The organism is Embleya sp. NPDC127516, assembly GCF_044765325.1.
GTDB lineage: Bacteria > Actinomycetota > Actinomycetes > Streptomycetales > Streptomycetaceae > Embleya.
This window is the reverse complement of sequence record NZ_JBIWJT010000004.1, coordinates 215,293-234,611: the sequence shown is the minus strand read 5'-3', so window position 1 is coordinate 234,611 and position 19,319 is coordinate 215,293. Positions and strand designations below refer to the sequence as shown.

Below are 19,319 nucleotides of genomic sequence, written 5' to 3'. Positions count from 1 at the left end.
CACTAAGCTACTGCATACGTCGTTCGCAGAACAGGGGAGTCCGTGACCGAGCAGTCCGCGCAGAGCATCTGGCTACGTCCCGAGCGCGCCGCCCGCGGTCCGGCGCCGGAGTACGACCGGGACCGGATCGCCGCGGCCGGCGTCGCCCTGGCCGATGCGCAAGGGCTCGCGGCGGTCACGATGCGCGCGGTGGCGGTCGCCCTGGGCGCGGGCCCGGCATCCCTCTACCGGTACGTGGCCACGCGCGACGAACTCCTGGAGTTGATGACCGACCGGGTCAACGGCGAGATCTCCTACGCCGGACTCGACGGCGGGCACTGGCTCGACGACCTGCTCGCGCTGGCCCGGGAGAGCCGGCGCGTGCACCTCGCCCACCCGTGGCTGTCGGAGGCCGGTGCGTCGCGGACGTCGATGGGACCGCACGCGGTCGACTACCTGGACCACGCGATGGCCGCACTCGCCGATCTCCCGGTCGGCCCTCGGGTCAAGCTGGAGGCCGTCGGCATCCTCAACGCCGTCGTCGCCGCGCTGACCCGCGCCGAGATCGAACAACGCCTGGCCGGGAAGACCATGGCGCAGTGGCAGCGGGCCCAGGCCGAATACCTCGCCCACGTGGTCGAGGCGGGCCGCCATCCGCACCTGTCCGCCGTGCTGACCGGGACGCCTCCCGGCGCGGACGAGGAGCCGGCCGAACCGCTCTTCGACCGGTTGGTCACCCGGGTCCTGATCGGCCTTCTGCACCCCGAGGACACCGGCCGGGCCGGAACGTCGACGCGTGCGAGCGGGCGCGGATAGCATCGCAGCGCTGTGCCGCCGCATCCGCGCGCGCCACTCCCGGGTCGGGAGGACGCCGAGCCACGGAGAACGCCCATGCCCGAGATCTTCGCCGAGCTGTCCACGCCACTGGTGGCCGACGCGTGTGTGCGTCACGGCGTACCGCTGCGCGTGGCGCCACCGGGCATCGGCGCGGTCGTGCCCGGACACCGCGTCGCCGGGCGGGTGTTGCCGGTTCGGCACTACGGCAGCGTGGACGTGTTCCTGGAGGCGTTCGGCGGAGCCGAGCCGGGCGACGTGCTGGTGATCGACAACGGCGGCCGGTCGGACGAGGCGTGCGTCGGCGACCTCGCGGTCCTGGAAGCCGAGGCGGCGGGGGTGGCGGCCCTGGTGGTGTGGGGGTTGCATCGCGATACGCCGGAACTGGTGGAGATCGCCCTGCCGGTGTTCAGCTACGGCGCCTTGCCGCCCGGACCGGTGCGGTTGGACGAGCGTGAACCCGAGGCGCTGAGCACGGCCCGGTTCGGGACGCACCTGGTGAGCACCGACGACCTGGTGTTCGGCGACGAGGACGGCGTGCTGTTCGTCGCCGCCGATCGGGCCGACGAGGTGCTCGCGACGGCCCATCGGATCCGCGACACCGAGCGCGAACAGGCCCGCCGGATCCGGGCCGGCGAGACGCTGCGCCGACAGACGACCTTCGACGAGTATCTGGCCCGCCGCGCGGTCGACCCGTCGTACACGTTCCGGCAACACCTGCGCCGCACCGGCGGGGCGATCGAGGAGTAGGCCGTCGGGCGTGCGGCGGGGCGCCCGGGGTCGAGTGGCGCGGCGCTCGCCCACCGGCGGGATCCGGTCGCCTCGACCGCGGCCGCGCACGACCCTCGCGCCGAGTTCACGGCGCGCGGTGCGGCTCCGGCGGGTCGGCCGCCCTGGCGAGCGCCAGGACCAGCGCGTCGTCGGTGAGCCGCAGGAGGCCGACATGCCGCATCAGGTCGTCCCCCAGCCGTTCCACCGCCACCACCGGATCGGCGTCCACCAGACGGCCCTCGCCGAACAACGCTCGGATGCGCTCGACCAGCGGATACGGCCCGCCCGTCGCGTCGCGCGCGTCCGCGAACCCGTCGGTCATCAAGAGCAGCAGATCGCCCTCGTGAAACGGCACCACCCACACGGGGGGCGGCTCCGGCTCCAGTTCGCCCAGGCCCAACGGCAGACCGGGATCCGGAGGTTCGAGCACATGCACACTGCCGTCCGCGTGGATCGCCACCGGTTCCTCGTGGCCGCGGTGGGCGAAGGCCACCCGGTCGGGACGGACCTCGGCCAGGAGCGCGGTGACGAACCTGTCCGCGGGCGCGTTCCTGGTCACGCTGACGTCGATGCGGCGGGCCACCGTGCTCAGTTCGGGTTCGTCGTAGGCGGCTTCGCGAAACGCGCCGATCGTGATCGCGGCCGTCCGAACCGCGCCCAGGCCCTTGCCGAGCACGTCGCCGATGATCAGCCGCACCCCGAACGGCGTGTCCAGCGCGATGTAGAGGTCGCCGCCGAGTTCGGCCTCCTCGGCCACCGCGAAATAGCGCACCGCCAGGCGCAGACCGCCCAGGTTGTCGCTCGGCGGCAGCAGGATCGCGCGCTGCGCGGCGACGGCCACCTCGGAGACGGCGACCAGGGACCGCTCGCGGCGGATCCGGGCGGCGGACAGGTACATGGCCAGCGCGGTCGCCATGACGTACATCCACGTACTGACCTCGAAGAGATCGTTGTACTCCGGGCCGAGATACCCGTCGTTGGCGGCCAACCAGTAGCGCAACGGCAGCGAGACGCCGCCGATGACCAGGATCGCCACCGGCGGCGCGGTGGCGGCGGCGAGAGTCGGCGCGAGGAGCAGGAACGGATAGAAGACCGTCGAGGTTCCGGTGGCCAGGTCCACCACCGTGACCACGACGAGAATTCCCACGGGCAGCGCGACCTGCCGGAGCAGCGACCGGGTCGCCGACCCGGCCACCCGCGGCGGTGCCAGGCTGTTCATCGTTGTGTCCATGATCGCCGGCAGGGCGGCGCCGTGTCGTCGCGCAGCGCCCGCCGAACAGGTGAAGCCGCCCGAACGGACGCGACGGACGACGCGTACCCGAACGGGCCCGGCGTCCGGCCCGCGAGTGCCGGACCCGGCGCCGCGACCGGAACGGCGCCCCCGCTCCCGGGCGCGGCGTCGGGACACCCGCGAACGACTACCCGGCCTGCGGTTCGCTCCGGATGATGGCGAAGGGTGCGCCGAACGGGTCGGCCAGCCACGCGAGGCGGCCCACCTGCGGGACGTCGGCGGCGGGCATGAGCACCGTTCCGCCGTGCTGCCGCGCCTTGGCGACGATGTCGTCGGCGTCCGCGACCTCGAAGTAGGCGATCCAGTGCGGGTCCTGGCCGTTCGAGTCCGGAACGACGCCGCCGAAGGAGGCGTCCTGCTGCTCGCCCTCGGCCGTGGACAGCACGGTGTACGTCATCGCGGGCATCTCGAAGTCCTGCGCACGCCAGCCGAACAGCCCGCCGTAGAAGGAGGTCGCCACGTCGAGTTCGACGCCGTGCAGTTCGACCCAGGACAGCGAGTTCGGCTTGCCCACCAGCTCCGAGCCCTGGAAGGTGCCGGATTGCCAGATGGCGAACTCGGCGCCGGCCGGGTCGGTGAGCGGCGACATCCGGCCCATCTCCATGACGTCGAACGGCTCCACCCGGACCGTGCCGCCGGCCTGCTTCGCGGCCCGGGCGGTGGCGTCGGCGTCGGGCGTCTTGAAGTAGACGGTCCAGGCGGACGAAGCGCCCTCCTCGGTGAGCGGGCCGATGCCGCCGATGGTCTTGCCGTCCTGCATGAACAGGCCGTAGCCGCCGGCGTCGGGTCCGGCGGACTGGAAGTCCCAGCCGAAGACGGCGGTGTAGAAGGCGGCCGCCGCGGTGGTGTCGGGGCTGCCGAGGTCGAGCCAGTTCGGCGCGCCGGTCACGTAGTCGGTGCTGAGCATGTCGCTCCTTCATCGGACTTCATCGGACCATCTGACCCGTTTCCGTCCGGATTGACACGTATTGTTCGGACGCGTCAAGTCTGGCTTCGGAAGCCGGTGCGAGGCTCGCGAACGCGCGGGTCCGGGAACGACGGATTCGCCGTGCTGCGCCGAAGGAGTGAGCGAGCCGACGCTCGTCATCCCACGGACACGCCGGCGAAGATCTCCCGGAGCACGCGGTCGTTGCCGGCCGGATCGCCGTCCGCCTCGGGTTCGGGCGCCGGTGCGTGCTCGGTGATGCCGAGTCCGGCGAGCGGGAACGCGTCGGTCAGCGCACAGAGCGCCGCGCGCAGCCGCGCGGGGGACAGGCCCTCGGGCTCGGGGAAGGACAGCGCGGTGAACTGCTCGGGATCCAGGACGTCGAGATCGATGTGGATGTAGACGTGCGTGGCCCCGGTCTCGGCCACGGCGGCGACCAGCGCGCTCGGCTCGTCGAGGCGGTCGACGGACACCCGTCGAATCCGCGCGGAGTCGATGAACCGCTGCTCGGCGGGGTCGATGGACCGTACACCGGCGAGCACGAGCCGTTCGGCGGAGAGCCGTTGTCCGGGCGGAGGGAGCAGGGCGGCGGGCCCCTGGCCGAGCACGGTGCGCAGCACCATGCCGTGGAAGCCGCCGGAGGGCGAGGAGTCGGGGGTGTTCAGGTCCGGATGGGCGTCGAACCACACCACCGCCAGGCGATCGCCGTGCCGGCCCACGGCGTGGGCGATCGGGGCGAGTTCGACACCGCAGTCGCCGCCCACGGTGAACAGGGCCGCCTCGCCCCACCCTTCCAGCGCCTGCCTGCTCGCGGCCAACGTGCGGGTCAGCACGTCGAGTTGCCGTACGCCGTCCCGATCGGGCGCCGGATCCGCGTCGACGCTCACGAAGGTGCGTCGTACGGCGGGCAGCAGCGCGCTCAACCAGTGGGCTCCCATGACGAGGCGGCGCGCGTCGACGGCGCTCGAACCCTGCCATTGCGGGACCACCAGCATGTGTTCGAGCGGTAGTGCCGAATAGGTATGCTCCATACGGCATATATTTACAGGGTGGTCGTGGCCTGTCCAGGGATTTGTCCAGTGTGGGCCGGGCGAACGCGCCGGCCGTCCCGTGCGGATCTCGGGCCCCGGGTGCGCGGTTCAGGGGACGACGGTGACCGGCCGGCGGGCCGAGCGGACCAGGCGGATGGCCACGGAGCCGATCAGGCGGTGGCCGAAGCGTTCGGAGGCGCCGACCACGACCGCGTCGGCGCGTACCTCGTCGGCCACCTTGGCGATCTGGTGCGCGACGTCGCCGCGTGCCTCGACGAAGCGGTGCCGTAACCGCAGTTCGGCGGCTCGTCGGGCGATGTAGTCCGCGATGTCGCGCATCGTGTCCTCGTGCGCCTGCTCCATCACCTCGGCGCCCTCGGGCGTGGTGGCGGCGAGCCCGAGCGGCGCGCGTACGTAGACGCCGACCAGTTCCGCGCCGCCGCGACGGGCCTGGCCCAGTGCGTAGTCGGCGGCGCGGAGGGAGGTTCGGGAACCGTCCACGCCGACCAGTACGGCACGGGGCCCGTCCGTACCGAGTTCGAACGCCGGCGGCGGCGCGGGGCTGGTCACCGGGGATCCTCCTCGGGGGGCGTGGGCACGGGCGGGCCGACGGCGGTTGCCGGGTGGCCGACTCGCCCGGGCCCTGTCCGGCGGACCCTGGCGGGTTTGCCGGACAGGGCCTAGTCGGAGTCGCCGGCCTTGCGGTGTTCGACCACCGAGTCCGGACCCGGCGACATGATCGTTTCGTGCCCGTTGGCGGCTCGTACCCGAAACGGCGGCGTGCCGTCGGGGCCCAGGACCTCGATGATCTCCACGAAATGGTCTTCCTGGCCGACGACTCGGCCGTGGATGAGAAGGCGATCACCCTTGGTGGCGTGCATGTCGACTGGCTCCTCTGGGGTGGATGGCGTGCGGTGGGACAGCAGGATATTCGAATGGTAACAGGATGATCACTGTGGGTGAGTAGTGCTCGGCCGCGGGTCCTGGTCGACGGCTGGAGTCCCGGCTCGATCTCTCCTACAGTGCGTAGGAGTTGCTTTGCCGGGTGAGGGGACGTGTGCGATGGCGCGGTTTGCGGGCGGCGGGCCGGCGACCCCGGCGGACGGGGTGCGCCCGGCGCCGGTCCAGGGCGGGGCGGTGTTCGACGCGGTCCCCGCCGAGGTGCCCCGGGCCCGGCGCGTGCTGGTCGCGGCCCTGCGCCGGTGGCACGTGCACGAGGACGACGTACACAGCGCACAACTGGTCGCGTGCGAGCTGCTGAGCAACGCGGTTCGCTACGGCAGCGGGCCGACGATGGACCTGGACGTGCGGATGGACGATGTGCACATACACCTGGCCGTGCGCAACCGGCATGCCCGACCCAGGCGCCTGGCGAGGTCCAACGGATCCGTCGCGCCGATCGGGTCGCCCGAACCGGACGAGGCGTCGGAGCCGAGCGAGTCGGTGTGGGGCAGCGAGTGCGGCCGAGGTCTGCGCCTGGTCGAGGCGTTGGCCCTGGAGTGGGGGAGTAGGCCACTGGCGGGCGAACTGCTGGTGTGGGCCATGATCGCGCGTGTCGACGCCGCGCGGCCGGCCTGACCGAGGACGCGGTCGGTGGTGGCGCGGGTTCGCGCGCCATCGGGTGACCGCCTGCCACGCGGGCTCACGTTCGCCCGACGGCCCGCGGCGCGGGTAGTGCCCGCCCGGGATGACGGTCTGCGGCGCGTTCGGCCATCGGCGCGAACGAGGCCGGATGGGAAGACGCGCCGGTGCTGTGACACCGGACCGGGGCGGTGCCGAAGTGCACGGTGCCGATCAGGGTCGTGCTCGGCGCCGGGCCCATGCGATCGCCACGCCCGACAACACGGCCCGGGCGGGGAACGTGCTCATCGCCCGCCGCGCTCGTGCTCGATCCGGCGGGCGAGTTCGCGCAGGTCCTCCAGCTCCGATACCTCCAGCCCGCCGACGAGTTGGGCGAGGGCCACCCGTCGGGCCGGTGCGGACGCCGCGGCGAGCGCCGAACTCACCGAGGAGGAGACGTAGTCGGCCTCGGTCACGGTCGGCCGGTACACGAACGCCTGCCCCTCCCGGGCCCTGGCCAACAGGCCGCGCTCGGCCAGCCGATTGCACACGGTCTGCACGGTCGTATAGGCGCCACGCGAGGGCTCGGCCAACTCGGCGCGGATGCGCTCGACGGTACCGGCTTCGATCCGCCACAACACGGACATGATCTCCGCCTGCAACTCCCCCTGCACCCGGGGCGACTCGTGCACCGCGTCCCTCCGTCCTCCGTGTCCGGGCATACCCGGCTCCCGGTCGGCTGCGGATCCCGACGGTACCTGTTCGCGGGCGTGGATCGATGCCCCCGGCTTGCCGTAAGTCGCGGATGTTGCGGTGTTTTACGTCGATTCACGGATGTCGGGTGCCAGAGCGCGGCCATCGGCGGGAGTGCGCGTCGGGCTCGCCGACACGGCCGCGGGATCGGTGTTCCCGAAGGTTCTTCGGCGCCGGCCTGCATCGGTGTCGGCACCGGCGAGTACGCACGCCTTCACCTCCGACAACCGGGACACCTCGCGTGCCCCGGCAAAAACCCCGTTCCACGTGCGTGCGCCGCGAGGCGATCGTGGAGATCGGCGTTCGCGGCGGCGCCGACGACTTCGGGCTGATCCGGTTGCTGACGGGCACCGGCCGCCTCGCTCCCCCCGACTGAGCGGGTGGGGCGGGCGGCCGGGTGGTTCGGGCCTCGGTGCCTCGGGCTTCGGGGCTCGGGTCGGCGACTCGGGGGCTCGGCCCGGTGGGTCAACGCGCGGCCGGGGCCGGGATCCGGGTCGCGACGGGGGAGGAGGTCACGGGCGAGGTCGCCGGGGCGGGGCGCTCACGCAGCAGCAGGCCGGCGGTCAGCGCGACCAGGACGGCGGTGAGGCCGTGGATGCCGAGAGCCTTCGCCGCCGAACCGTCGTTTGCCAGCACGATCACCATGTCGCCGGCGGGCACGAAGGTGATGGCCGCCAGCGCCCAGCCCAGTGCCCGCCGGTGGCCGGTCAGCAGCAGCGCGAAGACGACCAGCCCGGAGCCCAAATCACGCACACCCTTGACGGCCAGGAACGCGGTGCCCTCGTGCTCGGGCCAACTCGGCAGGCCGAACCCGGACGCGGTGGACTGCGGGGCGATCAGGTAGGCGAGCGCGATGTAGACGATGAACAGGCCACCGAGAGCGGCGAGGGTCGTGGTGAGGTTCCTGATGTTCATGAGATCTCCCGAATGAAGTGATGGTCCCGGTCGAGCGGTTCGTGAGCGAACCCGCCTTTCGGGAAGCGGTCTTCGTCTGCCTGGAAGAACTCTCGCCGGGGACTCCTGGAAGGCACATGGAGGCGACTTGGAGCGCGTTCGAGGACCCGGGGCAGTACCCGGGCAGTGCCCGGGGACCATGTTGGGGATCATCCGGCGCACCCACGACCGCGTGGCTTGACCGGCAAGTAGTTAGGGGCCATATTAGTTGCTGTGGAACATGAACCGATGCCTGAGGAAACCCCCACGCTCGACCAGGCGGCGTATCAGATCCGGCGCTACGGGCTCGATGTCGACCCGCAGGCGGTGCTGGTCGCCGTGCGTTTGATGGCGGCGGGGGCGCGGCTGGGCCAGGCGGTCGAGGTGCACTTCTCCAGGTTCGGCCTGTCCGCGGGGCGATATCGGCTGCTGGCGGCCCTGGAGGACGCAGACGGGGAGATGTCCCCTTCGGGCCTGGCGGACGTGCTCGGGGTGTCCCGGGCCACTGTGACGGGACTGCTCGGCGGTCTGGAGCGGGAAGGGTTGCTGCTTCGCCGACCCTCCGCCGAGGACGGCCGCTCCGCCGTGGCCGTGTTGACCGCGCGAGGGGCGCGGAAGATGCGTGACCTGGCCCCGGAGCACTTCGGTCGACTCCAGGAGATGGTCGGCGCGCTCGATCCCGAGGAGCGCGCCGTCTTCCTGGAGTTGCTCGGTCGTCTCGTCCGTGGGATCCCGGCGCTGACGCGGGAGTAGCGGGACCACGAGGCATCCCTGTTCGACGCCGTCCCGGCGTGTCGCGTCCGTGCGACGCGCCGCCGGGACGGCTTTTGTTCGGCCATATAATTAGGGAGCTAATCAAATGTCTGAAACGGAGACCGAAAACCGTATGGGACAAGGCCGTTCGTCCGCCCGGGGCTCCGGTCCGCCGCCGTTCACGCTGTGGCGCGAGGTGCTCGTCGCCTACCTCGCCCCCGCACTGACCGCCGGCGCCGGCGGCGTGGCCACCGGGCAGCGCGACCTGACCATCGCGGCCTGCACCTCGATCGCGGGCACCTCGGCGATCGTGGCCGCGCTGGTCGGCGCCCGCCTTCGGCGCCGCGGCGCGAGGCGCACGTGGCTGACCACGACGCCGCGCCTGGTCCCGACCGTCGTCCTGGCCGTCGCGGTCGCCACCCTCGCGGGCCTGGTCGGCTGGTTCGTCGGCGGCCACATACCGGAGCGGATCATCCCGCACCACGGCTCGTGGCCCGAACGCCTCCGTCTGGACCTGCCCATTTCGGCGGCCCTGGCCACCACCATCATCACGTGGCGCTGGCGCGGGGCGTCGAAACAGCGGCGACCGGGCCCGTAGCCCATCCGCAAACCCCGCCCGAACTCCCGCACCACCACCGACCAGGAAAGACGGAACACATGATCGTCGTCATGGGCGCCACCGGCGCCACCGGAAGCGCCCTCCTGCACCGCCTCGTCACCCTCGGCATACCGAGCCGGGCGCTCAGCCGCGACCCCGAACGGCTGTGGGCGGGCCTCGACGATACGGCGCGCCGCCTCGTCGAGGCCCGAGCGGCCGACGCGGGCGACCCGCAATCGTTGCGCGATGCCTTCCACGGTGCGAGTCGACTGTTCCTGGCCATGGCGAACAGCCCCGAACAGCCCGCGCTGGAGACCCGCGCCATCCACGCCGCCGCGGCGGTCGGCATCGAACACGTCGTCAAACTCTCCGCCCCGGCCGCGACCGCGGACTCCCCGGTCGCCGTCTCCCGATGGCACCACGCCATCGAGGAGACCCTGCGTGACTCCGGTCTGTCCCACACCGTGCTGCGCCCCTACGCGTTCATGCAGAAACTGCTCACCCTCGCACCGGCGGTCGCCGCTCAAAGCGTCGTCCACGGGGCGATGGCGGACGCGGCCTGCAACTACGTCGACTGTCGCGACATCGCGGACGTGGCCGCCGAGGTGCTGACCCGCCCCGAACTCACCGGGCGGACCTACACCCTCACCGGGAGTCGAACCTTCAGCCATCCGCAACTCGTCGAACTGCTCGGCCTCCTGCTGGGTCGGCCGATCCGCCACGTCGACCTGCCGCCCCGGGTCATGCGCGACCACCTGATCGAACGCGCCGGCCTGCCGGCCTGGCTCGCCGACCATGTGGTGGAGATCCAGCAACTGGCCGTGACCAGGCCGGAGGAACCCACCGACACCGTGGCGAGCCTGCTCGGCCGACCGCCCCGGACGCTGGAGGCCTTCCTCGGCGAGAACATCGAACAATTCCGCTGAGCCCGCTTCGCGACCCGCGCGTGCGCCCGCGCCGCAGAAAGCCCCGGGGGACGCCGGATGCCCGTTTCCGCCCCACATGCCGGCCAGGGCGTGCCGAAGCCGGGGGTCAGACGCCGTCGGGCGGCGGGTTCTGCCCTCGGTCGGGGTCGTGCAGGGCGGCGAAGTGCACGTTGGCGGTCAAGGACTGGAACGCGTAGGTGAGTTGCTCGTAGTCCTCGCGTCGGACTTCGAGCTGTTTGGTGACCTGCACGGTGCGCCGCCCGGTACCGGTGGCGGTGTTGGCGTCGGTGTCGGGGAAGAGCATCGCGGTGTGTACCGTGCCCGGTTCGCGGGGGTCGCCGGAGCGGGTGAAGACGATGAAGTCCCAGGTCTGGGCGCCGCCCGCGGCCGTGCCCGGGTCGCGCAGTCGCAATGCGTAGGCCGGCGGTTGTCGCCATACCTGGAGCGGTGCGAGAACGGTGAGCGTGGGGCCGACCGCGCGCCAGGTCGGCACCGGCCGGCCGATGTGGTGCATGTCGCCGAACAGGTCGCGGCGCAGTTCCGCGTAGCGGGGCGCGATGGCGGCCAGGCCCTCGACCGCGGCGGCGAGGTCCATCCGGCTGTCGCAATAACTCAGGCTGTGTTCACGGGATTCGAGTTGCCCGCGAAGCCACGGCTTGAGGACCGAGTCCAGTGCGCCGAGGCGGTACGCGTCCTCGGCGCACTCCGCGGTGAACAGGGCCGCGTGGTACAGACCTCGATACTGCGCCGCCAGATCCATGTGCTCCCCTTGGCCCGTCGCGGGATCGCCGGTGCCGTGGCCGGAACGTTTTCGCGTCCCGGTCCCGGCATCGGAGATCAGGCTATGCCTGTTCGCGAGGGCCGCCGGGGGCGGCGGTTGTCAGCGACCCAGTTGGGTGTAGGTCTTGAACGTGTACAGGCCGTCCAGCGTGACCGAGTTCGCACCGCCGGGCGAGGGCAGGTTGTTGCGGTGGTTGAGGACGGCGCCGAGCGGGCCACAGTCGGTCGCGGCGGGAATCGCGACGGTGTTGTCCCACAGCGTGCCCTTGAGAATGGGCGGGTCCTTGGAGATCCATTCGTTGGGGCCCTTGCGCATCATGGTCAGCCGGATCGGCTGCTCGGCGGTGCCGATCGAGCAGTGCTCGGGCAGGAGCGGACCGCTCAGGGCGAAGGTGACGTCCAGACCGCCGGCCGAGGTGCCGTGCGACAGGAAGTCGAACCAACCGCCGTACTTCGTCTCGACGTTCACCCCGAGCATCGGCGCGCGCTCGGGCAGTCCGGGAATGTTGGGCAGGCCGCCGGTCGCCGGGCTGGGCGTCGCGTGCATCGCGCCGAAGACCTGTCCGGTCGAGCCGTCCGGCAGCGGACCCTCCGCGTGCGTGATGGTCATCGGACGCAGCGGCACGGTGAGCCCGCCGAGCTTCATGTCGCCGGTGGCGACGTGTACTTCGCAGCGCCACTTGTCCGGATCCGCGCCTGCGGGCAGGGTCGGACAGTCGGTGAAGTCGAAGGTGGGCAGCGGTGCGGCGGCCGAGGCGGGCGCCGCCCGAGCCGCGGCCCGCCCGTCGGCGAGGGCGGGTGCGGCGGACAGTCCCAGGGCACCGAGTGCGAGCCCGGCACAGGCGGCGGTCCGGGCCCATCGACGGTTCCTCTTGCGATCCACAACGATCGTCCCCTTGATCGGTATGCACGACTGAGTCCCCTCGAAGGTAGGGAAGTCGACCCGCACGCAGAATCCGGCTACCCCCAGGGCAGGCACTGGTGCCGGCCCCATCCCGCGCCTGCCGCCTGCGCCATGGGCGTCAGGTGATCGGGGCGCCGGGCCGGAGCGGGGCGCCGGTGGGGGAGGTGGGAACGGCGGGACGGGGGAGCCGTTTGTAGTAGAACGTGCAGTCCCGGAGCGTGCCGTCCGGGGTGGCCGCGTATTCGGAGACCACGCCGTAGCGGGTCCAGCCGGCCCGGCGATAGAGGTGGTCGGCGGTGCTCTCGGCCTCGGTGTCCAGGAGCAGGAGGGGGTGGCTCCGGCGTGCGCGGCGGCCTGTTCGGCCGACTCCGGCTCGCTGCGGTGGCGCTCCTGGGTCCGCGTCGTGCGCAGCACCTCGGCGATCAACTCGTCCTTGCCGCCGAAGTGTTGGTACAGCGAGCGGCGGGCCACGTCCGCCTTCTTGAGGATCGCGTCGACGCCGACGTGGACGCCGTGCTCGTAGGTGAGGTCGCGAGCGGCGTCGAGCAGGCGTTCGCGCGGGCCGGCGATAGGCGCGGACCGTCCTCGACGCCGCCGGCCACGAGGTCGACGCGGGTCGTGCGGTGTCGCCGATCGGGGCCGCCGTCTCAGCGGCCGCGATGCCGGCCCCGGGCGGCGGGCATCGGCACCGGGGCGGCCCCGCCCTTGCCGGGCCCGCCCTTGCCGGGCCTGCCGTGATCGGCCGCCGCCAGGATCGCCGCCAGCGCGGTGGTCACCGGGACCGAGGCGACCAGGCCGATGCTGCCGACCAGGGTGCGGGCGATCTCCTCCGCGACGATCTCGCTGGTGGCCACGTCCAGGACGTCCCGACGGGCGATCGAGAACAGCAGCATCAGCGGCAACGCCGCGCCCGCGTAGGCCAATACCAGGGTGTTGACGGTGGACGCGATGTGATCGCGACCGATCCGGATGCCCGCCCGATACAACCGACGGGCCGTCATGGTCGGGTCGGCCTGCTTGAGTTCCCATACCGCCGACGTCTGAGTGACCGTCACATCGTCCAGGACGCCCAACGATCCGATGATGAACCCGGCCAACAACAGACCGTGCAACTCGATGTCGGGATACAACGCGTGCACCAGGCCGGTCTCGTCGGAGGTGTTGCCGGTCAGATGCGCCCAACCGATGAACAGCGAGCCCAGGACCCCGATCAGGGACAGCGATACCAGGGTGCCGACCACCGCGACCGAGGTCCGCGCGGATATCCCGTGGCACAGGTACAGGGCCACGAACATGATCGCACTGCCGCCGACGACCGCGACCAGGAGCGGATCGGACCCGTGCAGGATCGCGGGCAGGATGAAGAACGACAGGACCGCGAAGCTGATCGCCAAAGCGATCAGCGCGGTCAGGCCGCGCAGACGCCCGACCACGATCACCGCGACCGCGAACAGGCCGGCGAGCAGCAACATCGGCGGACCGCGCCGGACGTCGATCACCGAGTACCTCAGGTCCTCGGGCGCGTTGGGAGCGTACGCGAGCACCACCCCCTGCCCGACCGAGAACCGGCGCAACTCGGTCGGCCGGACCAGTTCGGTGACCGAGCGACCCTTGTCGGCGCCCGAGGTGACCTCGATCGTGGCCCGGTGGCAGTCGGCGCGCGCGGCGCCCGAGCCGGGCGCGGTGGAGGCGCCGGGGGAGGGCGGGGGCCAGGGCACGCCGCCCGGTTCGGCGGCGGGGTCGCCGGGCGGCGCGGCGTGCCCGTCGGCCGATCCGGGCGGGTCGGACGCGGCATCGGGGGCGGACGGGCCCGCCGCGCCGGCGAAGGCCTCGGCGTCGGCCCGGGCGCAGGGCAGTTCCTCGACCTTGGTGACCCGTCCGTCGCGGGTCTCCTGGTCGAAGCCCACCCCGGTACGCGGATGCGCCGGTGTGCTGCCCGGCCACAGCATCACCAGGCCCACCACCACGGCCGCCGCGAACGGGATCAGGACGGCGGCCACCAGGCGGCGCAGCCGGGCCGAGACGGGCGAGGGTGGTCCGTGCGCGTGACTGTGCCCGTGTGCGTGGCCGTGGCCGGCCGCGTGGTGTCGGTGGCCCGGCGCGTCGTCGGATGCGTCGGGGGCATCGTCCGTACCGCCGCGATGCGTTCGTGTGCCGCCCATGCCGCGTCCCCTCCCGGTCCGGTCGACGGGTCATCGTGCCGGAGTCCCGGCCGGAAGCGTATCGGGCCGGGCGCCCGGCTCCGGTGCCGCTCACCGCCGCGGCCCGGCGCGAGCATCCGGGTGATCGGCGCAAGCCCCTTGCGCGGAATCGGTTCGAAGCCGCAAGATTCTTGCCTGCCGGCCAGGTTCCGGGCCTGGAGTTTTGCGTGGGCAGTGCCGAGGAGTGGAGCGCCGAGCATGGCCGAGATCGACAGCATCGACCACAACATCCTGCGCATGCTGCGCGAGGACGGACGGCGGACCTTCTCCGAGATGGCGGGCCAGATCGGCCTGTCCGTCGCGGCGGTCAAGCGCCGTGTGGACCGGATGCGCGAGGAGGGTGTGATCACCGGCTTCACGGTCCAGATCGACCACGCCAAGCTCGGCTGGGGGGTGGAGGCGTTCACCGAGCTGCGCTACCCCGGCAGCATGCCGGTCAGCGAGATCGTCCGCACCGCGACGGACACGCCCGAGGTGCAGGCCGTGTACACGATCGCCGGCGACCCGGACGCCCTCATCCACGTCCGTGTTCGCGACATCACCCACCTCCAACAGGTCATCGACCACCTGCGCCGCAACGGCAACGTCACGGGCACCAAGACGCTCATGGTGCTCGGCTCCTGGACCAAGGAGAGCTGACGAGGAGGGCATCCGGGCCGGCCCACCCCACCCTCACCCGCGTCCGCGTCGTGCCGGCCCTCGAAACCGGTTGAGGGGATGTCCAGGGTTCGAGGCATGAGTGAGCGCGGTTTTCGCATCACGGTTCGCGGTGCCTTCGATGGACTGAGTGACGCGCAGCGGGCCGAGTTGCTCGCACGGGCGGCCGAGCACGACGTGCTGCGGGCCGCCTTCACCACGGAGGGGCAGCTGACCTACGATCCGGCGGCGCGGCCCTTCTTCACGTGCCGCTTCCTGGACTCCGGGGAGGCGGAAGAGGACATCGTCCCGGCGACCGCCCGGGCGCCGGCCGGCGCACAGGCGCGGCTGGACGAGCGCGGCTACGGCTACAAGAACCTCAAGACGCAGGCCGTGGACGTCTCCCAGGCGGCCCTGTCCGAGCGCCAACGCAAGGCCCGCGCGGCCGGCCGGGTCGGCGGTGGGCCGCTCTCGTAAGCCGGCCGGTCCCGCGATCGGCCGCGATCGACCGGTCCGGCAACCGGTCGGTCCCGGCAACCGGTCGGTTCGCGCGCGGCTAGGACGCGGTGGCGACACCGGTGTTCGTATCGGGTTCGGTGGTGCGCGGCGCGAACGGGAACGCCTCGCGGAGGACCCAGTTGCCGTCGTCGTCGCCGACGACCAGGTCGAGCCGGTCGACCCGGGCGGTCAACGGCAGTCGGCCGCTCACCTCCTGCGCCAGCGCCCGCAGTTCGTCGGGGCCCTGCCCCAGGGCGACGGTCAGGTGCGGACCGACGTCGTCGGGGTCGTCCAGGTACGCGCCGCCATAGGGGAGATGGTCCGGCCAGCGGTCGGATACCGCCTCGATCAGGCGCGACACCGGCTCGGCCGGATCGGGCGCGAGCCACAACCCGCGGTGGAACTGGCCGACCCGGGCGAAGACCAGGTCCAGCGCGGGGCACCCGGCGGCGATGTCGGCGAGCGCGGCCAGGTCCGCGGGCCCGATGTCGGAGGGCGGTAGCCAGGGATAGAGCACCGTGACATGCGCCGGGATGCCCTCGGCGCTGCGTGGGTCGTAGCGCTCGCGCCAGGGCTCGACGACCTGCTCGACGTCGGGGACCAGCAACACCAGGGCACTCGCCGCGTTCCGTTGGGCCATTCCCGCAGTGTACGGTCCGCGTCCGGGCATACGGGCGGATCGTCGGATCACCGGCCGAGGTGTTTCGCCGACCGGGAGTCGCCTCCGGCAGGGGTGGGTTCGAGGCGCGCGTTCCGGGGGCACTCGTCCCGGCATGGCTGTGTTGAGAACCTTCGCGCGTCCCATGCTGGCCTCGATCTACGTGCTGCAGGGGTACGACGCCGTGCTGCGTCCGGACCGCGTGGTGCCGGTCGCCGAACCGGTGGTGCGGCGGATCGCCGGGCTGGTGCCGATCGTGCCGGCCGACATCCGTACGGCGGTACGCCTGAACGGCGGCGTGCAACTGGTCGCCGGCACGCTGCTCGCCCTCGGCCGGGTGCCGCGCCTGTCCGCGCTCGCGCTCGCCGCCACCCTGGTGCCCACCACTCTTGCCGGACATCGCTTCTGGGATGCCGAGGACAAGCAGGAACGGGCGGGTCAGCGCGTCCACTTCCTCAAGAACGTGTCGATGCTCGGGGGTCTGCTGATCGCCTCCGCCGACACCGGCGGCAAGCCCTCACTCGCGTGGCGCAGCCGGCACCGGGCGCACGCCCTCCGGCACGACGTCGGCCTCGCCCGCCGAACCGCCCAGGCCGGCGCGGCGTCCACGAGCGTGGCTCATCGCCTGGGTGATCTGGTTCCCGGCCACTAGGGAGCCCCCACGTCCCCCTGGGCGGGCCGATGGGCGAGGTGGCGTGCCCTTCGGCACGTTGGTCCACCTCGCCCGTGTTCGGCGTGAGGGCGGCTCGCCCGCGCCGCGCTTCCCCCCGGTCGGCGCAGCGCGGGCGAACCGGCCCGATCAGCCCAGTGCGCGAGCGTCCGAGGCGATCAACCCGGCCCGGGGGGCCGGGATGGTGCGGCCGGCCTGGTTGTCGGCCCAGCGGGCGAGTGCCTGGTACTGGTCGTGGGCGAGCATCGTGGTCAGGGTCGCGATCGCGTTGCGGTCGGCGGCGGAGGTCAGGATCAGGTGGGCGAGGCCGGTCCGCGAGGCGGTGACGGTGAAGGTCGACTCCGTGACCGTGCTGCCGCCCGGGCCCTTGGCCTCGGCCCGCAGCGTGTGCGCGCCGAGCGGCAGCGTGCCCGAGTCGATCGGCGTACCGGCGGCGAATTCCCGCCCGTCCAGCGTGAGTCGGACCGTTTCGGCGCCTGTGGTGCGGAGCGAGGGGACCGGGTTGCTCGCGCGCTCGACCTGGGCGCCGGCGGCCGGTGCGAGCACCTCGACGGTGGGTGCGGCGGGCGGCTCGGGAGTGCCGGTCTGGCGCCAGGCGGCGTTCCAGCCGGCCAGCTCGGCGGGACGGTTGGTGATGATCGCGTCCGCGCCGCCCGCCTCCAGGGTCTTCCACCCGGTCGCGTCGTCGACCGTCCAGACCATGACCGCGACGCCGGCGCGGTGCAGGTCGGCGACCACACCGGGGCGCTTGGCCAGGCCGGCGGCCGAGGGGTTGTAGGCCTTGAGGTCGAGCTGTTTGGCGAGCGCGACCGGATCCGCGTCCAGGTTGCCGCGCAGCAGACCGAGCGGCAGATCGGGGGCCAGTTCGTGGGTGAGGGTGAGCGCGTCGACCTCGAAGCTCTGGACGAAGACCCGGCCGCTCATGCCGGTGTCGCGGATGTCCTCGACGATCCGGGAGACCTCGTCCTTGCTGTGCTTGCCCTTGATCTCCAGGAGCAGGTTGCCGCCGCGCGTGCGCAGGTCCTCCAGTTGCGCGCGCAGGGTCGGCACTCGGGCCCCGGTGTGCAGCGGGGAGAACCACGAGCCGGCGTCCAGGGCGGCGAGTTGAGCGGCCGTCAGGTTGCGGATCCGGCCCTTGCCGTCGGTGGTCCGGTCGACCGTGTCGTCGTGCAGGATGTGCGGGATGCCGTCCTTGCTGGGCTGGACGTCGTTCTCGATCCAGTCGGCACCGGCCCGGCGGGCGGTCTCGTCGGAGATCAGCGTGTTCTCCGGCGCGGCGGAGGACGCGCCGCGGTGCGCGATCACGGTGAGCGGGGCGCCGGGCGCGCGCAGGTAGGCGTTCGCCTCCGGGGCCAGTCGGGTGACCTTGACGTCGTCGAAGGAGACCCGCGAACCGTTGACGAGCAGCGCCTGTGCGCCGTCGGCGGAGCGCTGGACCCGGGTGCTGCGCAACGCCTCGCGGCCGTCCACGACCAGTCGTGCCCGGCTGCCGTGCACCTCCACCGCGACTCGCACGTCCCGGCCGGTCCCGGCGGCGGCCGGCGCCGAACCGGTGTCGGTCACATTCCACGCGTCGCCGGTGGTGCGCTGGGCGAACTCCAGGCCGTTGGCGGCGGTGGTACCGGTGCGCATGGTCGCGATGGACCACGGGGTCGTGCCGGCGGCGGGCACGTCCAGGCCGAACGCGGTCCAGCGTGCGGCGTCGACGGCGCTCTCGAAGCGGACGACCGCCTCGAAGCGGAAGTCGTCCAGATGCCGGCCGAAGGTGATCCGGCTCTGTTGGCCGGAGTTCGCCGAGGTGCCGACCAGGCGGCCGTTCTCGACCTTCCAAGCACCCTCGACCGCCCGCCACCCGGTGGGTAGCGCGGAGCCGGTGAAGTCCTCGGACACGACTACGTCGCCGGCGGGCGGCGCGGCGGGGGCGTCCGGGGCGGCTACCGAGACGCCGGTCAGGGTGGCGGTGGCGCCGATCCCGAGGGCGGCGACCACGGCGCCGACGCGGAGTCGGGAGCGATGCCGCCGAGGCAGCCGGAACGGGGACGAAGTTGTCTGCGAAGGCATGTTCGAAACGCTAGGGAGCGTGGGCGAACCCCCGATCACGCGACGCTGAAGCTCTGCCCAACGGTCGGGTACGCGCGGTGGTCGGCCGGTGGTTGTGCGTAGGTCGCCCGGGTGGCTCTCCGCCGCCACGAGGGGTGTCCGTGCCCCGGGAGCAGGCCCGAGCCAAGCGGGATGCAAGCCCGGGGCGGTACTTCTTGATGCACGGGCCGACGCGGCCCGCCGGCACGCAAGATCCACCGGCGCATGAGATCCACCGCACACGAGATCGACCGGCACGTGACACCCCTCGGGGCGTCGACCCACCGGCCCGAGTCAGGGGCGGCACACCCGCCGTACCGAAGCCACCGTCCGGGACGGCCGGGCCGCGCTCCCGATCGCCCGACCCGGGCGCGTCCGGACCGGCCCCGGCCCGACCGGACCGGACGCGACCAGCCCAGGCACGACCCGGCCGGCCGCACGCGGCCCGACCGGGCCCGATCCGATGCGGTCGGATCCAATCCGAAGCAGTCCGAAGCAACCGAAGCAATGCGCTTCCAATCCCGCTCAACCCCGTGCCC

23 protein-coding genes are annotated in these 19,319 nt (G+C 72.4%); 10 read left to right on the top strand and 13 right to left on the bottom strand.

From position 1 onward, the window contains the following. Window positions 1-42: 42 nt before the first annotated feature. Together ACIRL2_RS08890 and ACIRL2_RS08885 are read left to right on the top strand one after the other, a co-directional pair. Complete coding sequence (locus ACIRL2_RS08890; protein WP_395858773.1) at window positions 43-795, top strand: TetR/AcrR family transcriptional regulator; 753 nt, start codon at window positions 43-45, stop codon at window positions 793-795. A gap of 75 nt (window positions 796-870) precedes the next feature. Next, the gene (locus tag ACIRL2_RS08885) at window positions 871-1,563 is read left to right on the top strand and encodes an RraA family protein (RefSeq protein ID WP_395858772.1); all 693 of its coding nucleotides are present in this window, start codon (window positions 871-873) and stop codon (window positions 1,561-1,563) included. A gap of 106 nt (window positions 1,564-1,669) precedes the next feature. On the opposite strand, the gene ACIRL2_RS08880 is transcribed toward ACIRL2_RS08885, so the two are convergent. The 5 genes from ACIRL2_RS08880 to ACIRL2_RS08860 form a co-directional block, all read right to left on the bottom strand. Then, window positions 1,670-2,803, bottom strand: a complete 1,134-nt coding sequence (locus ACIRL2_RS08880; RefSeq protein WP_402231139.1) for a PP2C family protein-serine/threonine phosphatase — start codon at window positions 2,801-2,803, stop codon at window positions 1,670-1,672. A gap of 199 nt (window positions 2,804-3,002) precedes the next feature. Then, window positions 3,003-3,782, bottom strand: coding sequence for a VOC family protein (locus ACIRL2_RS08875; protein ID WP_395858770.1), 780 nt, complete (start codon window positions 3,780-3,782; stop codon window positions 3,003-3,005). Window positions 3,783-3,958: 176 nt separating this feature from the next. Further along, window positions 3,959-4,831 (bottom strand): arginase family protein, encoded by an 873-nt coding sequence (locus tag ACIRL2_RS08870; protein ID WP_402231137.1) that lies wholly within the window; start codon window positions 4,829-4,831, stop codon window positions 3,959-3,961. Between the two features lie 108 nt (window positions 4,832-4,939). After that, the gene (locus ACIRL2_RS08865; protein ID WP_402231135.1) at window positions 4,940-5,401 is read right to left on the bottom strand and encodes a universal stress protein; all 462 of its coding nucleotides are present in this window, start codon (window positions 5,399-5,401) and stop codon (window positions 4,940-4,942) included. A gap of 110 nt (window positions 5,402-5,511) precedes the next feature. After that, entirely contained in the window at window positions 5,512-5,712 is a 201-nt protein-coding gene (locus ACIRL2_RS08860; protein WP_331770851.1) for a DUF1918 domain-containing protein, read from the bottom strand. Between the two features lie 181 nt (window positions 5,713-5,893). On the opposite strand from ACIRL2_RS08860, the gene ACIRL2_RS08855 reads away from it, so the two are divergent. After that, the gene (locus ACIRL2_RS08855; protein ID WP_402231133.1) at window positions 5,894-6,409 is read left to right on the top strand and encodes an ATP-binding protein; all 516 of its coding nucleotides are present in this window, start codon (window positions 5,894-5,896) and stop codon (window positions 6,407-6,409) included. A 287-nt stretch (window positions 6,410-6,696) separates the two neighbouring features. On the opposite strand, the gene ACIRL2_RS08850 is transcribed toward ACIRL2_RS08855, so the two are convergent. Then, window positions 6,697-7,083, bottom strand: coding sequence for a BlaI/MecI/CopY family transcriptional regulator (locus tag ACIRL2_RS08850; RefSeq protein ID WP_395858766.1), 387 nt, complete (start codon window positions 7,081-7,083; stop codon window positions 6,697-6,699). A 302-nt stretch (window positions 7,084-7,385) separates the two neighbouring features. On the opposite strand from ACIRL2_RS08850, the gene ACIRL2_RS08845 reads away from it, so the two are divergent. Further along, a complete protein-coding gene (locus tag ACIRL2_RS08845; RefSeq protein ID WP_402231131.1) occupies window positions 7,386-7,520 on the top strand; it encodes a hypothetical protein in 135 nt (44 codons plus the stop codon). 89 nt (window positions 7,521-7,609) lie between these two features. Here ACIRL2_RS08845 and ACIRL2_RS08840 read toward each other — a convergent pair whose 3' ends face one another. Then, window positions 7,610-8,059 (bottom strand): DUF4267 domain-containing protein, encoded by a 450-nt coding sequence (locus tag ACIRL2_RS08840; protein WP_402231129.1) that lies wholly within the window; start codon window positions 8,057-8,059, stop codon window positions 7,610-7,612. A 267-nt stretch (window positions 8,060-8,326) separates the two neighbouring features. Here ACIRL2_RS08840 and ACIRL2_RS08835 point away from each other — a divergent pair, with 267 nt between their 5' ends. The 3 genes from ACIRL2_RS08835 (at window position 8,327) to ACIRL2_RS08825 (ending at window position 10,354) form a co-directional block, all read left to right on the top strand. Next, window positions 8,327-8,830, top strand: a complete 504-nt coding sequence (locus tag ACIRL2_RS08835) for a MarR family winged helix-turn-helix transcriptional regulator (RefSeq protein WP_395858764.1) — start codon at window positions 8,327-8,329, stop codon at window positions 8,828-8,830. Between the two features lie 133 nt (window positions 8,831-8,963). Next, the gene (locus ACIRL2_RS08830; protein WP_402231127.1) at window positions 8,964-9,428 is read left to right on the top strand and encodes a hypothetical protein; all 465 of its coding nucleotides are present in this window, start codon (window positions 8,964-8,966) and stop codon (window positions 9,426-9,428) included. Between the two features lie 59 nt (window positions 9,429-9,487). Beyond that, the gene (locus tag ACIRL2_RS08825; RefSeq protein ID WP_395858762.1) at window positions 9,488-10,354 is read left to right on the top strand and encodes an NmrA family NAD(P)-binding protein; all 867 of its coding nucleotides are present in this window, start codon (window positions 9,488-9,490) and stop codon (window positions 10,352-10,354) included. 106 nt (window positions 10,355-10,460) lie between these two features. Here the strand turns inward: ACIRL2_RS08825 and ACIRL2_RS08820 are convergent, their stop codons facing one another. From ACIRL2_RS08820 to ACIRL2_RS08805, 4 genes are all read right to left on the bottom strand, one after another. Continuing rightward, window positions 10,461-11,114 (bottom strand): hypothetical protein, encoded by a 654-nt coding sequence (locus ACIRL2_RS08820; RefSeq protein ID WP_402231124.1) that lies wholly within the window; start codon window positions 11,112-11,114, stop codon window positions 10,461-10,463. A gap of 120 nt (window positions 11,115-11,234) precedes the next feature. Next, window positions 11,235-12,017, bottom strand: a complete 783-nt coding sequence (locus ACIRL2_RS08815; protein ID WP_402231561.1) for a hypothetical protein — start codon at window positions 12,015-12,017, stop codon at window positions 11,235-11,237. A gap of 139 nt (window positions 12,018-12,156) precedes the next feature. After that, the gene (locus ACIRL2_RS08810; protein WP_395859337.1) at window positions 12,157-12,291 is read right to left on the bottom strand and encodes a hypothetical protein; all 135 of its coding nucleotides are present in this window, start codon (window positions 12,289-12,291) and stop codon (window positions 12,157-12,159) included. A 394-nt stretch (window positions 12,292-12,685) separates the two neighbouring features. Further along, window positions 12,686-14,200, bottom strand: a complete 1,515-nt coding sequence (locus tag ACIRL2_RS08805) for a YibE/F family protein (protein WP_402231123.1) — start codon at window positions 14,198-14,200, stop codon at window positions 12,686-12,688. Between the two features lie 237 nt (window positions 14,201-14,437). On the opposite strand from ACIRL2_RS08805, the gene ACIRL2_RS08800 reads away from it, so the two are divergent. Further along, on the top strand, window positions 14,438-14,878 hold the full coding sequence (locus ACIRL2_RS08800) for an Lrp/AsnC family transcriptional regulator (RefSeq protein WP_395858759.1): 441 nt from the start codon (window positions 14,438-14,440) through the stop codon (window positions 14,876-14,878). 96 nt (window positions 14,879-14,974) lie between these two features. Then, window positions 14,975-15,352, top strand: coding sequence for a DUF6204 family protein (locus tag ACIRL2_RS08795; RefSeq protein ID WP_402231121.1), 378 nt, complete (start codon window positions 14,975-14,977; stop codon window positions 15,350-15,352). Between the two features lie 79 nt (window positions 15,353-15,431). On the opposite strand, the gene ACIRL2_RS08790 is transcribed toward ACIRL2_RS08795, so the two are convergent. Next, on the bottom strand, window positions 15,432-16,013 hold the full coding sequence (locus tag ACIRL2_RS08790) for a 2'-5' RNA ligase family protein (RefSeq protein ID WP_395858757.1): 582 nt from the start codon (window positions 16,011-16,013) through the stop codon (window positions 15,432-15,434). Between the two features lie 133 nt (window positions 16,014-16,146). Here ACIRL2_RS08790 and ACIRL2_RS08785 point away from each other — a divergent pair, with 133 nt between their 5' ends. Further along, window positions 16,147-16,683 (top strand): DoxX family protein, encoded by a 537-nt coding sequence (locus ACIRL2_RS08785; RefSeq protein ID WP_395858756.1) that lies wholly within the window; start codon window positions 16,147-16,149, stop codon window positions 16,681-16,683. A gap of 147 nt (window positions 16,684-16,830) precedes the next feature. On the opposite strand, the gene ACIRL2_RS08780 is transcribed toward ACIRL2_RS08785, so the two are convergent. After that, window positions 16,831-18,762, bottom strand: a complete 1,932-nt coding sequence (locus ACIRL2_RS08780; protein WP_402231118.1) for a glycerophosphodiester phosphodiesterase — start codon at window positions 18,760-18,762, stop codon at window positions 16,831-16,833. Window positions 18,763-19,319 lie beyond the last annotated feature (557 nt).